The 12,406-nt window shown below is 59.6% G+C and carries 10 protein-coding genes; 5 read left to right on the top strand and 5 right to left on the bottom strand.

Annotated features, from left to right (window positions below; translation table 11 throughout):
- Positions 1 to 103: 103 nt before the first annotated feature.
- The 4 genes from JJD74_RS21910 to JJD74_RS21925 form a co-directional block, all read right to left on the bottom strand.
- A complete protein-coding gene (locus JJD74_RS21910; RefSeq protein WP_200616798.1) occupies positions 104 to 2,506 on the bottom strand; it encodes a TonB-dependent receptor in 2,403 nt (800 codons plus the stop codon).
- A 67-nt stretch (positions 2,507 to 2,573) separates the two neighbouring features.
- Positions 2,574 to 3,521: a FecR domain-containing protein gene (locus tag JJD74_RS21915; protein ID WP_200616799.1), complete on the bottom strand. Its 948-nt coding sequence runs from the start codon at positions 3,519 to 3,521 to the stop codon at positions 2,574 to 2,576.
- Entirely contained in the window at positions 3,521 to 4,030 is a 510-nt protein-coding gene (locus JJD74_RS21920; RefSeq protein WP_200616800.1) for a sigma-70 family RNA polymerase sigma factor, read from the bottom strand. The genes JJD74_RS21915 and JJD74_RS21920 overlap by 1 nt, the downstream gene beginning before the upstream one ends.
- 83 nt (positions 4,031 to 4,113) lie before the next feature.
- Entirely contained in the window at positions 4,114 to 5,022 is a 909-nt protein-coding gene (locus JJD74_RS21925) for a helix-turn-helix domain-containing protein (RefSeq protein WP_200616801.1), read from the bottom strand.
- A gap of 161 nt (positions 5,023 to 5,183) precedes the next feature.
- Here JJD74_RS21925 and JJD74_RS21930 point away from each other — a divergent pair, with 161 nt between their 5' ends.
- The 5 genes from JJD74_RS21930 to JJD74_RS21950 all read left to right on the top strand — a co-directional run bounded on the left by JJD74_RS21930 (position 5,184) and on the right by JJD74_RS21950 (position 11,506).
- On the top strand, positions 5,184 to 6,542 hold the full coding sequence (locus tag JJD74_RS21930; RefSeq protein ID WP_115148083.1) for a glutamine synthetase family protein: 1,359 nt from the start codon (positions 5,184 to 5,186) through the stop codon (positions 6,540 to 6,542).
- Positions 6,543 to 6,700: 158 nt separating this feature from the next.
- Complete coding sequence (locus JJD74_RS21935; protein ID WP_200616802.1) at positions 6,701 to 7,789, top strand: polyamine ABC transporter substrate-binding protein; 1,089 nt, start codon at positions 6,701 to 6,703, stop codon at positions 7,787 to 7,789.
- Complete coding sequence (locus tag JJD74_RS21940) at positions 7,786 to 9,087, top strand: NAD(P)/FAD-dependent oxidoreductase (protein WP_200616803.1); 1,302 nt, start codon at positions 7,786 to 7,788, stop codon at positions 9,085 to 9,087. The genes JJD74_RS21935 and JJD74_RS21940 overlap by 4 nt, the downstream gene beginning before the upstream one ends.
- A gap of 195 nt (positions 9,088 to 9,282) precedes the next feature.
- Entirely contained in the window at positions 9,283 to 10,938 is a 1,656-nt protein-coding gene (locus tag JJD74_RS21945; protein ID WP_200616804.1) for a PqiB family protein, read from the top strand.
- A 16-nt stretch (positions 10,939 to 10,954) separates the two neighbouring features.
- On the top strand, positions 10,955 to 11,506 hold the full coding sequence (locus tag JJD74_RS21950) for a PqiC family protein (RefSeq protein ID WP_200616805.1): 552 nt from the start codon (positions 10,955 to 10,957) through the stop codon (positions 11,504 to 11,506).
- Here JJD74_RS21950 and JJD74_RS21955 read toward each other — a convergent pair whose 3' ends face one another.
- Entirely contained in the window at positions 11,507 to 12,352 is an 846-nt protein-coding gene (locus JJD74_RS21955; protein ID WP_234451832.1) for a site-specific integrase, read from the bottom strand. It lies immediately after the preceding gene.
- Between the last annotated feature and the right edge of the window lie 54 nt (positions 12,353 to 12,406).

A 12,406-nucleotide genomic window follows, 5' to 3' on the forward strand; every position in this document is an offset into this window, starting at 1 on the left:
CTTTGAGTGCACGCTGAGTGCAGTTAACGTCACATCGACAGCACTTAAAGATGTTTGGCGACGTTATCAACAAAATGATACCGCCGCCCTTCCCACCTCACCGTCAAAAATCGACTGTCGCTGACAACAGATAAGTCCGCGGCGTCGACAGCGTCAAACCCGGCTCGCTGTCATCCGAAGCGCCCGCCGAACTCCAATAGCGTTTATCCATCACGTTCTCGATGTTGGCACGCAGGGTAATGTTTTTGTCATCGACTTTGAACGCGTAACGCGTGCCTACGTCGAAGCGCTCCCAGGAGTCGATTTCCTTCTCGTTGGACTGATCCAGATACTGCGAGCTGGAATAGATTCCGCGCCCGGTCAGCGTCAACCCTTGCACAGTCGGCACGTCCCATTCGGCACCCAGGTTGACGTTGTATTTCGGCGTGGCCGGCGCGCGGTTGCCATCGAAAGTGCCGTTGGTGGTGTGGGTCAATTCGCTGTCGATATACATCACACCGCCGAGCAGCCGGAAACCTTTCAGCGGCTCACCGAACATACTCAGCTCCACCCCATTGTTCTGCCGTTTGCCGTTCGGGCCGAACACCCGCGTCGTGGCGTTGGTTTCGTAGGCTGGCTGTTTGATCCGGAACACCGCAGCGGTCAAGGCGTAAGCGCCGGCGTCGTATTTGGCGCCGACCTCGACCTGGCGGCTGATGAACGGCGGGAAGATTTCATCCTCGTTCACCGAGGTCGAAGGCGCGATCTTGCCCTGACTAAGGCCTTCCATGTAATTGGCGTACAGCGACAACTTGTCGGTCGCCTTGAACAGAATGCCCCCCGAAGGCGAAATCTTTTCCTCGTCGTAAGCGGTGTCGCCCTTCACATCGTCGCTCCAGTCGTCGACCTTGACCCGCTGCCAGCGCGCGCCGAGGGTCAGCAACAGGCGATCATCAAAGAAACCCAGCGTGTCGGACAACGCCACGCCGCTGAAGCGGTTTTCGGTATAGACCTTGGCATCTTGACGCGTCGGTGCACCGGGTTTGGCAGTTGTCACCGGGTCGTAAAGGTTGCTGCGTCCTGCCGCATAGCGGGCGCCGCCGTTTTCGAAGTCCATGTAGAAATAGCTGGCGGCCAGGTTGATCTCATGGCTGACCGGGCCGGTATGGAACCAGTTACGCACGCCAGCCGTGGCCGTACGAACGTTCTCGTCGCGGGTGAAATCCCGTGGCTGCACGCTGAAATCGCCAGCGTCGTTGGTGACGGAAACGGCATGGCGCAGGAAGTCATGGTTGCTTTTACGCGCGCCGAGACCGCCGTACACCATCACCGAATCGCTGACATCGAACTCACCGTTGACGGTGCCAAAGGTGTCCTTGGTTCGCGCCTGGCTCCAGGGCTGCGCGTAGTTGTTTCGCACGTCGTTGGCGTTTGGAACCTTCGCGTTGGCCGCCACCTGAACACGTTCTTGCGGGGCGTCAGTATCGCGCTCGGTATGACCGATGTCGGTCGACAGGCGCAGACGATCGCCACGAAAGTCCAGGCCAAGTACCGCCATATCGCGATCAATACGCTGGTGATCCCATTCAGTGTCGCCAGACTGTTTGACGCCGTTGAAGCGCAGGCCGAATTGGTTGTCCTCGCCGAAACGTCGACCGACGTCCACTGCTCCCCCAAGCTGATTGTTGGAGGCGTAACTGGTCGTCAACGAAGTAATTGGCTTGTCGGTAGCATGCTTGGGCACCACGTTAATCCCGCCGCCCACACTGCCCCGGGGCGAAATGCCGTTAATCAGTTGGCTCGGGCCTTTGATGATGTCGACGCGATCGGCCATTTCCATGTCGATCGTGTACGTTGGCAATACGCCGTAGAGCCCGTTATAGGCAACGTCACTGTTGAACAGACTGAAGCCGCGGATGGTGAATTGCTCGTAACGCCCCCCTGCCGGGTTGGTCGCGCGCACCGAAGGATCACTGGCGATCAGATCCCCCAGGGTCCGGGCCTGCTGGTTCTTGACCGCTTCGCTGGTGTAAGTGGTCATGCTGAACGGAGTTTCCATGAAGTCCTTGGACCCCAACAGCCCTTGCGAACCACGCCGTGCGACCTGGCCGCCGGCAAACACGTCGGCATCCGACGAGCCGGTGGCGCCGAGAATCGAGGTCGGCGCCAGTTCCAGACTGCTGCCGTCCGCCGCCGGAACCAGGATGTAGGCATTGCCGCCCACTGGCTGCAACTGCAAACCACTGCCCAGCAACAAGCGAGTGAAGCCCTCCTCCACCCCGTATTCGCCGGACAGCCCTGCGCTGTTACGCCCGCTGACCAGTGCCGGGTCTACCGACAGATTGACCCCGGCCAAACCGGCAAAGCGCGTCAACGCCGTGCTCAGATTACCGGCCGGTACCTGATAGCTGCGGCGCTCTGCGCCATCGGCCCAACTGGTCGACATCAACAAGGGGCTGGCACTCAGGCTCAGCAGCAGACTCAATTGCAACAACGGACGCAAACGACTTGGGAATACTGCGGGCATTGGAAAAAGCTCTCGATTTTGTTCACTTGCCTGAAATGACCAGCGAGGCGAAAAAAAGGGACAGCCTTCAGCTAAAGTTTTTCCGCGGGACGAGAGAAACCCAGAAACGGGTGCGCGTATGGACGTCGATTGGCAGACTCGCCGCCAGTAATGAAAGGACTTGATCAGTGTTGTCGAGGCGGAAACTGCCGGTGATGCGCAAGGACTCCAGTGCCGGATCCCAGCGCAATATCCCGGATCGATAGCGGCTCAACTCCCGCAGGAAATCCCCCAGTGGTTGGTTCTGCGCCATCAACACACCTTCACGCCAGCCCGGCATCAAGGCATCGAACGCTGCGACACGCCCGGCGCCGGACGCTTGCAGACTGACCTGCTGGCCCTGACTCAACATCAGCGCCGGCCCTTGCAGCGGCTGCAACTGCACCGCACCACTGACCACCGAAACGCGGCATTCACGTTCGCCGAGGCGCAGGCAGACTTCGCTGCGACTGACGCTGATCCGCCCGTAAGGTGCGTTGATCATCAAGGCTGAGTCGCCGGGAACCTTGAGCGCCATCTCGCCGCGCACCAGCGTCAATTGACGGGCAACCAGATCGATGTTGACCGCGCTGTCCGTGTTCAACTGCAACGAGCTGCCATCCGCCAGCTGTAATTGACTGTGTTCACCAGTGCCGGTGTGCAGATCGGCCCGCCAGACGTCCAGCGGCAATTGCCGACTGATCAGCCACGCCGCCGGCACCAGCGCCGCCAGACCGAGCGCGCGTTTCAGCGCTGCACGACGTGCCGGATCCGGGCGATCCAGGGTGGCCATGGCCAATGCCGAAGGCAGGCCGCTAAAGCGTCGGCGCAACAGCTGAATCTTCTGCCAGGCATTTTCATGGCGGTGATCGCTGCTGCGCCAGTGTTGCAGGCGCGTGTGATCATCATCCGTGGCCTCGCCCGACTCCAGCAACGCCAGCCATTGCGCAGCAGCGCGGGCCACTTCACGCGTTTCGTCGCTGGGGGCAACACGCATCACAAATCCACCAGCAAACAATGCTCGTATGCCTGCGCCATGTAGCGTTTGACCGTGCGCTGGGAAACCTGCAAGCGCTCGGCAATCTCGCGATAACCCAGCCCTTCGAGCTGACTCCACAAAAATGCCCGGCGCACCGGCCGCGGCAAACCATCGAGCAACTCGTCCAGCGCTTGCAGGGTTTCCAGCAGCAGCCAGCGCTGCTCTGGCGAAGGCACGCTCTCCTCCGGCAATTGCGCCAGTGCTTGTAGATAGGCTTTTTCGAGTTGGCGGCGGGTGTAGAAATTGCTTAACAGGCGTTTGCCCACGGTCAGCAGATAGGCTCGCGGTTCCTGAATATCGGCCAGGGGTTGCGCACTGGACAGCACGCGCATGAAGGTGTCCTGACTCAGATCTGCCGCATCCCAGGCGTTGCCCATGCGTCGACGCAGCCAGGTTTCCAGCCAGCCGCGGTGATCCCGATACAGGTCGTGCAGGTTCTGCTCCGAGGGCGCCGCTGCTTCAATCATCTCAAGAGACCCTGCGCGAAGTTAGATTCAAATGAGACTGATTCTAATTAACTTCGCGGATGAGACAAAGGTCTTTTTACGGGTCAGGCCATGTGTGAGCGCTTGAGGGTCTCGCTCGGCAGCTCTTTGAACAACGCTCGGTAGCTGCTGGAAAACCGCCCCAAGTGCCAAAACGACCAATGCATCGCGACCTCGGCAACCGTGGTTTCCGTCGGCCTGCGCTTGAGCAACTCGCGGTGCGCACTGTTCAACCGGCGCAGTCGCAACCAATGGCTTGGCGTCATCCCGGTGAAGTGCTTGAAGGCTTGCTGCAACTGCCGCAGCGGAACACCCGCCACGTGCGAAAGCTCCAGCAGATTCAGCGTCTCTTCGGGTGAATCCGCCGCCCATTCGCCGATGCGCTTCATGATCATTCGCTCCTCGGTGCGGCGCTGCAAACCGCCGCGCTCCAGATGCACCCGCGCGTTATCGAGGATGAACAGACAGTCCTCAAGCAACTGTTGAGTCAGCGCCTCTTTTTCAACCAGATCAATGGGTTGCGTCAACTTCGTGAGAGTCGAGCTTAACCAGCGACTGAACAAGGCGTTCTGCCCGCCATTGAGCGGCGCCATGAACAGGCCTTCAAGTTTGGCCACATCCAGACCGTGCTGACGGACGAATTCGGGGCCGAACACCACGGCAATTTCCTGGTAGTTCTCCGGGGTGATCCAGATGTTGCGGCTCTCTTCATTGAGCAGGTACAGCGCGTTGTCACTGCGATCAAAACAGAACGCCAAAGCACCCGATGGCGCGCTGAAATTTTGCTCGACCCGGGTGTTCATCTGCTCTTCGTAGACCTCGACACCCTGCAGATCCAGATAGCGAATCTGTCCGGCGAAATGGCCTGGCGACATCTGTTGGTAATGCTGAACCCAGCCCGGCGTGGCGCGGACTTGCTCGGCCACATCGGCGGTATTGAACGCTTGAACCTGGAGCGAATTGCACGTTGTCATGGGGTGACCTTGCGCACTCTTTTGGTGCGCTTTGGTGTGTTTAAAGTGGATAGATGGAACTGCAAGGCTCGCCCAAGATAGTCGTCAACGCGCTACAGGGGAAGGGGCGGAAGATGAAACCCGCCCTCCCCGGCGTCAATAAAACCAATAACGAGGTCTTTATGAATGCCCCTTTCGATCAGCTGTTCACTTGGCTGAAAGATCACAAGATTACCGAAGTTGAATGTGTGGTCAGCGACCTGACCGGCATTGCCCGCGGCAAAATCGCACCGACCAACAAGTTCCTGCATGAGCGAGGCATGCGCCTGCCGGAAAGTGTGCTGCTGCAAACGGTAACCGGGGACTTTGTCGACGACGACATCTACTACGACCTGCTCGACCCGGCCGACATCGACATGGTCTGCAAGCCTGTGGCGGATGCGGTCTATGTGATTCCTTGGGCGATCGAGCCGACCGCCATCGTCATCCACGACACCTTCGATAAATTCGGCAACCCGATCGAGCTGTCGCCACGCAACGTGTTGAAGAAAGTCTTGCAGCTGTACACCGATAAAGGCTGGAAGCCGATTGTCGCGCCGGAAATGGAGTTCTACCTGACTCAGCGCTGCGAAGACCCGGACCTGCCGCTCAAGGCACCACTGGGCCGCTCGGGCCGTGCTGAAAGTGGTCGTCAGTCATTTTCCATCGATGCCGCCAACGAATTCGATCCGCTGTTCGAAGACGTTTACGACTGGTGCGAACTGCAAGGTCTGGACCTCGACACACTGATCCACGAAGACGGCCCGGCGCAGATGGAAATCAACTTCCGTCATGGCGACGCACTGGATCTGGCCGACCAGATCACCGTGTTCAAACGCACCATGCGTGAGGCAGCGCTCAAGCACAACGTCGCGGCGACGTTCATGGCCAAGCCGGTTGGCGACGAGCCGGGTAGCGCCATGCACATTCACCAGAGCGTGGTGGACATCGCCACCGGCAAACCCGTCTTCGCCACCGCTGACGGGCAGATGAGCGAGCTGTTCCTGCACTACATCGGCGGTTTGCAGAAGTACATCCCGAAAGTCCTGCCGATGTTTGCGCCCAACGTGAACTCGTTCCGCCGCTTCCTGCCGGACACCTCGGCGCCGGTGAACGTCGAATGGGGCGAAGAAAACCGCACCGTCGGCTTGCGTGTGCCGACGTCCAGCCCTGAGGCGATGCGTGTGGAAAACCGCTTGCCGGGCGCCGACGCGAACCCGTATCTGGCGATTGCCGCGAGTCTGCTCTGCGGTTACCTCGGCATGGTCGAGAAGATCGAGCCGAGCGCGGGCGTCGAAGGTCGCGCTTACGAGCGCCGCAACCTGCGCCTGCCGATCACCATCGAAGAAGCGCTGACGCAAATGGAAGAGTGCGCCACCGTCGCCGAGTACCTGGGCAGCAAGTTCGTCCGTGGCTATGTCGCGGTGAAACGTGCCGAGCATGAAAACTTCAAGCGCGTGATCAGCTCGTGGGAGCGTGAGTTCCTGATGATGAGCGTCTGATACCTACGAAAATTCCTTGTGGGAGCGAGCCTGCTCGCGAAAGCGGTGTGTCAGGCGACGTTGATAGTGCCTGTTCTCACGCATTCGCGAGCAGGCTCGCTCCCACAGGAAAAGTTGAACGCCTGAATAATCCAACAAATCCAAGAAGAGGTGTCGATATGCGTCTATTGAAATCCCTGATCCCGCTCAGCCTGAGCGTTCTGTTCAGCGCCGTAGCCCATGCCCAGGCACAGGTCAGCGTCTACAACTGGACCGACTACATCGGTGAAACCACCCTCGCCGACTTCCAGAGCCAAACCGGCATCAAGGTGATCTACGACGTTTTCGACTCCAACGAAACCCTCGAAGGCAAACTCCTCGCCGGCCGCACCGGCTATGACGTGGTGGTGCCGTCCAACCACTTTCTCGCCCGTCAGGTAAAAGCCGGGGCGTTCCTCAAACTGGACCGCGCGCAACTGCCCAACTGGAAAAACCTCGACCCGAAACTGCTCGAACTGCTGGAGAAAAACGACCCGGGCAACGAACATTCCGTGCCGTACCTGTGGGGCACCAACGGCATCGGCTACAACGTCGACAAGGTCAAACAAGTGCTGGGCATCGATCACATCGATTCGTGGGCCGTGCTGTTTGAACCGGAGAACCTGCAGAAACTCAGCCAGTGCGGCGTGTCGATGATGGACTCTGCTGACGAAGTCTATCCGGCCATCCTCAACTACATGGGCCTGGACCCACGCAGCGAGAATCCGGAAGACTATAAGAAAGCCGAAGCCAAACTGCTGAGCATCCGCCCGTACATCACCTACTTTCACTCGTCCAAGTACGTGTCGGACCTGGCCAACGGCGACATCTGCGTGGCCTTCGGTTATTCCGGCGACGTGTTCCAGGCGGCCAATCGCGCCAAGGAAGCCAAGAACGGCGTGAACATCGCCTACGCGATCCCGAAAGAAGGCGCCAACCTGTGGTTCGACCTTTTGGCGATTCCGGCCGACGCCGGCAATACCAAAGAAGCCCACGCGTTCATTAATTACCTGCTCGATCCGCAGGTGATCGCCAAGGTCAGCGGTTCGGTCGGTTATGCCAACCCGAACCCGGCCGCCAAGCAGTACATGGATCAGGAGCTGGTCAACAACCCTGAGGTTTATCCGTCTCAAGCGGTGCTCGACAAGCTCTACATCTCCTCTACCCCGCCCCAGGCAATCATGCGTTTGATGACCCGGTCCTGGAGCAAAGTGAAGTCGAACAAATGAATCAGTACACCCAAGAACACGCCCGCTCCTACTACGCAGCCTCGGCTCGGGCGACCACTCCCTACCCTGTCCTGGACGGCGATCTGAGCGTCGATGTCTGCGTGATCGGCGGCGGGTTCACCGGGGTCAACACCGCCATCGAGCTGGCTCAGCGCGGGCTGTCGGTGGTGTTGATCGAGGCGCGGCGGATTGGCTGGGGCGCCAGCGGCCGCAATGGCGGCCAATTGATCCGCGGGATTGGCCACGAGGTCGAAGGTTTCGCCAAGTACGTGGGTCAGGAAGGCGTGCGCTATTTGCAGCGCGCCGGGATCGATTCGGTGGACCTGGTGCGCCAGCGCATTACAGACAACGGCATCGAATGCGATATGCGTTGGGGCTTCTGCGAGCTGGCGAATACGCCGGCGCAATTCGCCGCGTTCAAGGAAGAACAAGTCAGCCTCGCCGAACTCGGCTACGCCCATGAAACCCGACTGGTCGGGCCCGAGCAGATTCGCCAGCAAGTGGTGAATGCCGAGGGTTACGCGGGCGGTCTGATCGACATGGGCTCTGGTCACCTGCATCCACTGGATCTGGTGCAAGGTGAAGCGCGACTGGCGGCGTCGCTTGGCGTGAAAATATTCGAGCAGAGCCCGGTACTGGAAATCATCCATGGCACAACGGCTCAGGTGCGTTGCGCCACTGGCACCGTGCGTGCCGGCAGCCTGGTGCTCGGTTGCAACGCGCACCTGGATGAACTCGAACCTCAGCTGAGCGGCAAAGTGTTGCCCGCCGGAAGCTACATCATTGCCACCGAGCCGTTGTCCGAAGCACGCGCCGCGCAACTGATCCCGCACAATCTGGCCCTGTGTGATCAGAAGGTCGGACTCGATTACTACCGGCTCTCGGCGGACCGGCGCTTGTTGTTCGGCGGTGCCTGCCATTACTCCGGGCGAGATCCAGCAGACATCGCCGCCTACATGCGCCCGAAGATGCTCAAGGTCTTCCCGCAACTGGCCGACGTGCGCATTGATTATCAGTGGGGCGGCAAGATCGGCATCACTGCCAACCGTTTTCCTCAGGTCGGGCGCCTAAAACAGCACCCGAACGTGTTCTACGCCCAGGGTTACTCCGGTCATGGCCTGAACGTGACTCACTGGTGCGCAAAACTGCTCGGCGAGGCGATTGATGCCGGCCACAGTCAGGGCATGGACGTGTTCAGCGGCGTGCCGCACATGACCTTCCCCGGCGGCCCGGCCCTGCGTTCGCCGTTGCTGGCACTGGGCATGTTCTGGTATCGCCTGCGCGAGATGCTCGGCTAACACACGATCCCATGTAGGAGCTGCCGAAGGCTGCGATCTTTTGATCTTGCTTGATTTGATCGCTCCCACGCAGGAGCTTGGGAACGATCACCGTCAACATCGTCAGTAATTTGCTCTATCGCCAAGCACTTCTATATTGATGAAGTGCTTTTGCGTTCCTGACGCTCAGTGCCCAATTATCAGAGGAGGACACGGATGAAGTCGTCAGCCACCAACGAGCCGCCAGCACCGGGCCAGGCGCCCATAAAAACCCGACGCTTCAGCCTGTCGCTGGTATGGGTCGTGCCGATTATCGCGGTGCTGGTGGGCATTTCGCTGGTGGTGCACAACCTGATGCAGGAAGGGCCGACCATCACCGTCAACTTCAAGACCGGCAGCGGTCTGGTGGCAAACAAGACCGAAGTCAAATACCGCAACGTGGTCATCGGCCGGGTCACCGATGTCGAATTGAGCGATGACCAGAAAAGCGTCAACGCCACCATCAAACTGGCCAAGCAGGCCGAAAGCTTTACCCGCGAAGACTCGCAGTACTGGGTGGTACGCCCACGCATTGGCGCTGGCGGCGTGTCCGGTATCGACACCCTGCTCTCCGGCGACTATATCGGCGCCGACATTGGCCAAGCCAATAACCGCGCCAAGCAGTTCAAGGGTCTGGAGAACCCGCCGCCGATCACCTACGGCGAACCGGGCAAGCGCTTCATGTTGCACACCCAGGATCTCGGCTCGCTGGACATCGGTTCGCCGGTTTACTACCGCAAGATCCCGGTTGGCCAAGTGGTCGCCTACACCCTCGCCCAGGACGGCAAAGGCGTCGACATCGAAATCTTCGTTCATTCGCCCAACGATGCCTTCGTCACCGAAAACACCCGGTTCTGGAACGCCAGCGGCATAGACGTCAGCGTTGGCGCCAACGGTTTTCAGGTCAAGACCGAGTCGTTGTCGTCGATGCTGGTCGGCGGCATCGCCTTCCGTGCGCCGGATTACAGTCCCAACGATGTAGCAGCGACCGATGACAAAGACTTCGAGCTGTTCGAGGATCAGTTGACCGCCCTCGCCCCACCCAATGGCAAGGCGCAATACCTGAGCTTGCGCTTCGACCAGTCTCTGCGCGGCCTCAAGGTTGGCGCACCGGTGGAGTTCCTCGGCATGGAAATAGGCCGGGTGGTAGCAATCAATCTGGATTTCGACGCGAAAAAACGCAGCTTCCCGCTGAACGTTGGCATCGTCATTTACCCGCAGCGCCTCGGCCAAGCCTACAAAAAAATGCTCACGGCGTTCAATCATGACCCCAACGACGAAGCCGCCGGTATACGCCTGATGGGCACCTTTATCGACAACGGCCTGCGCGCACAGGCCCGCAGCGGCAACCTGCTGACGGGCCAACTGTACGTAGCGCTGGACTTCTTCCCTAAAGCCGAAAAAGTCGCCTTCGATCCATCGGCTCGTCCCGTGGTCATACCGACCGTGCCAGGCAGCCTCGAACAGTTGCAGGAAAAACTCGAAGCGATGGTCGACAAAATCAACAAACTGCCGGTGGAACGGATCGCCAGTAACCTCGATGGCAACCTGGTCGAGTTACGCAAAGGCCTGAGCCAGTTCAATGCGAAAACCTTGCCAGGCGTACAGAGCACCCTCGCCGACGTCAGCAAAACCCTGCAGTCCGCCAACTCCACGCTGGCCGATGACTCACCGCAGCGGGAAAAAATCAATGAGACCCTCGATGAACTCTCTCGCATGTCGCGCTCCCTGCGTGAGTTCTCGGACTACCTGGGTCGTCATCCGGAATCGTTGATTCGCGGTCGTCCCGAAAACGCCGGGCCGATGGACCTGAAAGGACCGCCACGCAATTGAGCACAGGAGCTGAACCATGGCTTTACCGTTGAAGATCACCGTGCTCGCCGCATTTATGCTGCTTGGTGCTTGTCGCAGCGATCCGATCAGCTTTCACACGCTGGTGCCGGCACAACCGGGTTCTGGCCGAAGCGGATCGGAGATCGCCATAGAAGGCATCACCGTGCCGCCGCAGGTCGATCGCGCGCAAATCGTCATCCGTCAGGGCAACAGTGGCCTAGCGATACTGGAGACTGAATGGTGGGGCGCGACGCTCGCGGATGAACTGCGCACTGCCTTGGTCGACCAGTTGAGCAGCGCCAGCGGCCAGCAGAAACTCTCGGTGCGCGTCGACGTGCAGCGCTTCGATTCGATCCCCGGCCAGTACGGTTTGATCGACGTCAAATGGCGTTTGCGGCCACTCGGCGCGGCTGACAGCGCACTGCTGACCTGCCGTTCCGTCCTGCAAACGCCGTCCGGGCCAAGCATCGACGAACTGGTGACGGCGCAGCAAAACAACGTCAAACGTCTTGCCGCGCAAATCACTCAGGCCGCCAGTGGGTCGCGCGGTTGCCCTCCCGCCTCCTGATCAGAGATCGAAGCGATCCACCGCCCGCCGCCGCTCGTTGTCGTCACGCACATCGTAGTTGGCGGTGGTCTGGATGTTGCTGTGATGCGCCAGCTTCTGCGCAATCGACAGATCATGCTCTTCGATCACACGGGTGATGAACGAACGCCGGAAATCGTGGGGCATGATCTTCACCCCGACCTGTGTGCCGCGCTGGCGGGCGATGTAATAGATCGCGTGTTTGGTGATGCGTTCGCGGGTGATGTGGCTGCCACGACGGATGCGATTGAACAGAAACCCGTCATCGCTTTCACCTTCCTTGAGCTGAGAGCGACGCAGTTCCAGCCACGCATCGAGCTTTGCGAACGCCCACGCCGGAGCGTACTTGATCAGTTGTTTGTTGCCTTTGCCGATGACGGTCAGGCTGCGCTCAGTGAAATCGACCTGATTCAAATCCAGATCCACCGACTCGGATTTGCGCATGCCGGTGCCGTACAGCAGCGCAATCACTGCGGCGTCTCGCAAGCCCTGCGGGCGTGGGTCGGCGGCGCAGACTTCCATCAATTCGTGAATCAGCGTGCGTTTGAGATTGCGCCCCTGCGATAACCGCGTGCCGGCGATGCCTTTGACCGAACGCATTTTCAACAGGTGATCCTGAGTGATCAGGCTCATGCGCCAAGCTTCGTTCATCACCCCGCGTACGGCATTTACATAGAGCGAAGACGTATTGGGCGCGTAGTTGTCCTCACGCAAAGCCGCCACCAGTGCAACGACATCTTCAGGTTGCAAGCCGTGCCATGGAATGTCTTCGAGATTCATGTCCTCGAAACCCAGACGGTCGGCGGCGTCCTGCAAGACGTAGCGCATGGTCAGTTGGCTGGAAGGCGCCAGGCGTGCCAGATAAAGCGTTAGCGGATTAGT

Origin of the sequence: Pseudomonas sp. MF6776, from assembly GCF_016613125.1 — a bacterium.
Taxonomy (GTDB): Bacteria; Pseudomonadota; Gammaproteobacteria; order Pseudomonadales; family Pseudomonadaceae; genus Aquipseudomonas; species Aquipseudomonas iridis.

What these genes read in the sequence shown, in the direction of transcription:
- JJD74_RS21910 (WP_200616798.1), bottom strand. Translation starts at nt 2,506, where the DNA reads ATGCCCGCAGTATTCCCAAGTCGTTTGCGTCCGTTGTTGCAATTGAGT.
- JJD74_RS21915 (WP_200616799.1), bottom strand. Translation starts at nt 3,521, where the DNA reads ATGCGTGTTGCCCCCAGCGACGAAACGCGTGAAGTGGCCCGCGCTGCT.
- JJD74_RS21920 (WP_200616800.1), bottom strand. Translation starts at nt 4,030, where the DNA reads ATGATTGAAGCAGCGGCGCCCTCGGAGCAGAACCTGCACGACCTGTAT.
- JJD74_RS21925 (WP_200616801.1), bottom strand. Translation starts at nt 5,022, where the DNA reads ATGACAACGTGCAATTCGCTCCAGGTTCAAGCGTTCAATACCGCCGAT.
- JJD74_RS21930 (WP_115148083.1), top strand. Translation starts at nt 5,184, where the DNA reads ATGAATGCCCCTTTCGATCAGCTGTTCACTTGGCTGAAAGATCACAAG.
- JJD74_RS21935 (WP_200616802.1), top strand. Translation starts at nt 6,701, where the DNA reads ATGCGTCTATTGAAATCCCTGATCCCGCTCAGCCTGAGCGTTCTGTTC.
- JJD74_RS21940 (WP_200616803.1), top strand. Translation starts at nt 7,786, where the DNA reads ATGAATCAGTACACCCAAGAACACGCCCGCTCCTACTACGCAGCCTCG.
- JJD74_RS21945 (WP_200616804.1), top strand. Translation starts at nt 9,283, where the DNA reads ATGAAGTCGTCAGCCACCAACGAGCCGCCAGCACCGGGCCAGGCGCCC.
- JJD74_RS21950 (WP_200616805.1), top strand. Translation starts at nt 10,955, where the DNA reads ATGGCTTTACCGTTGAAGATCACCGTGCTCGCCGCATTTATGCTGCTT.
- JJD74_RS21955 (WP_234451832.1), bottom strand. Translation starts at nt 12,352, where the DNA reads ATGCGCTACGTCTTGCAGGACGCCGCCGACCGTCTGGGTTTCGAGGAC.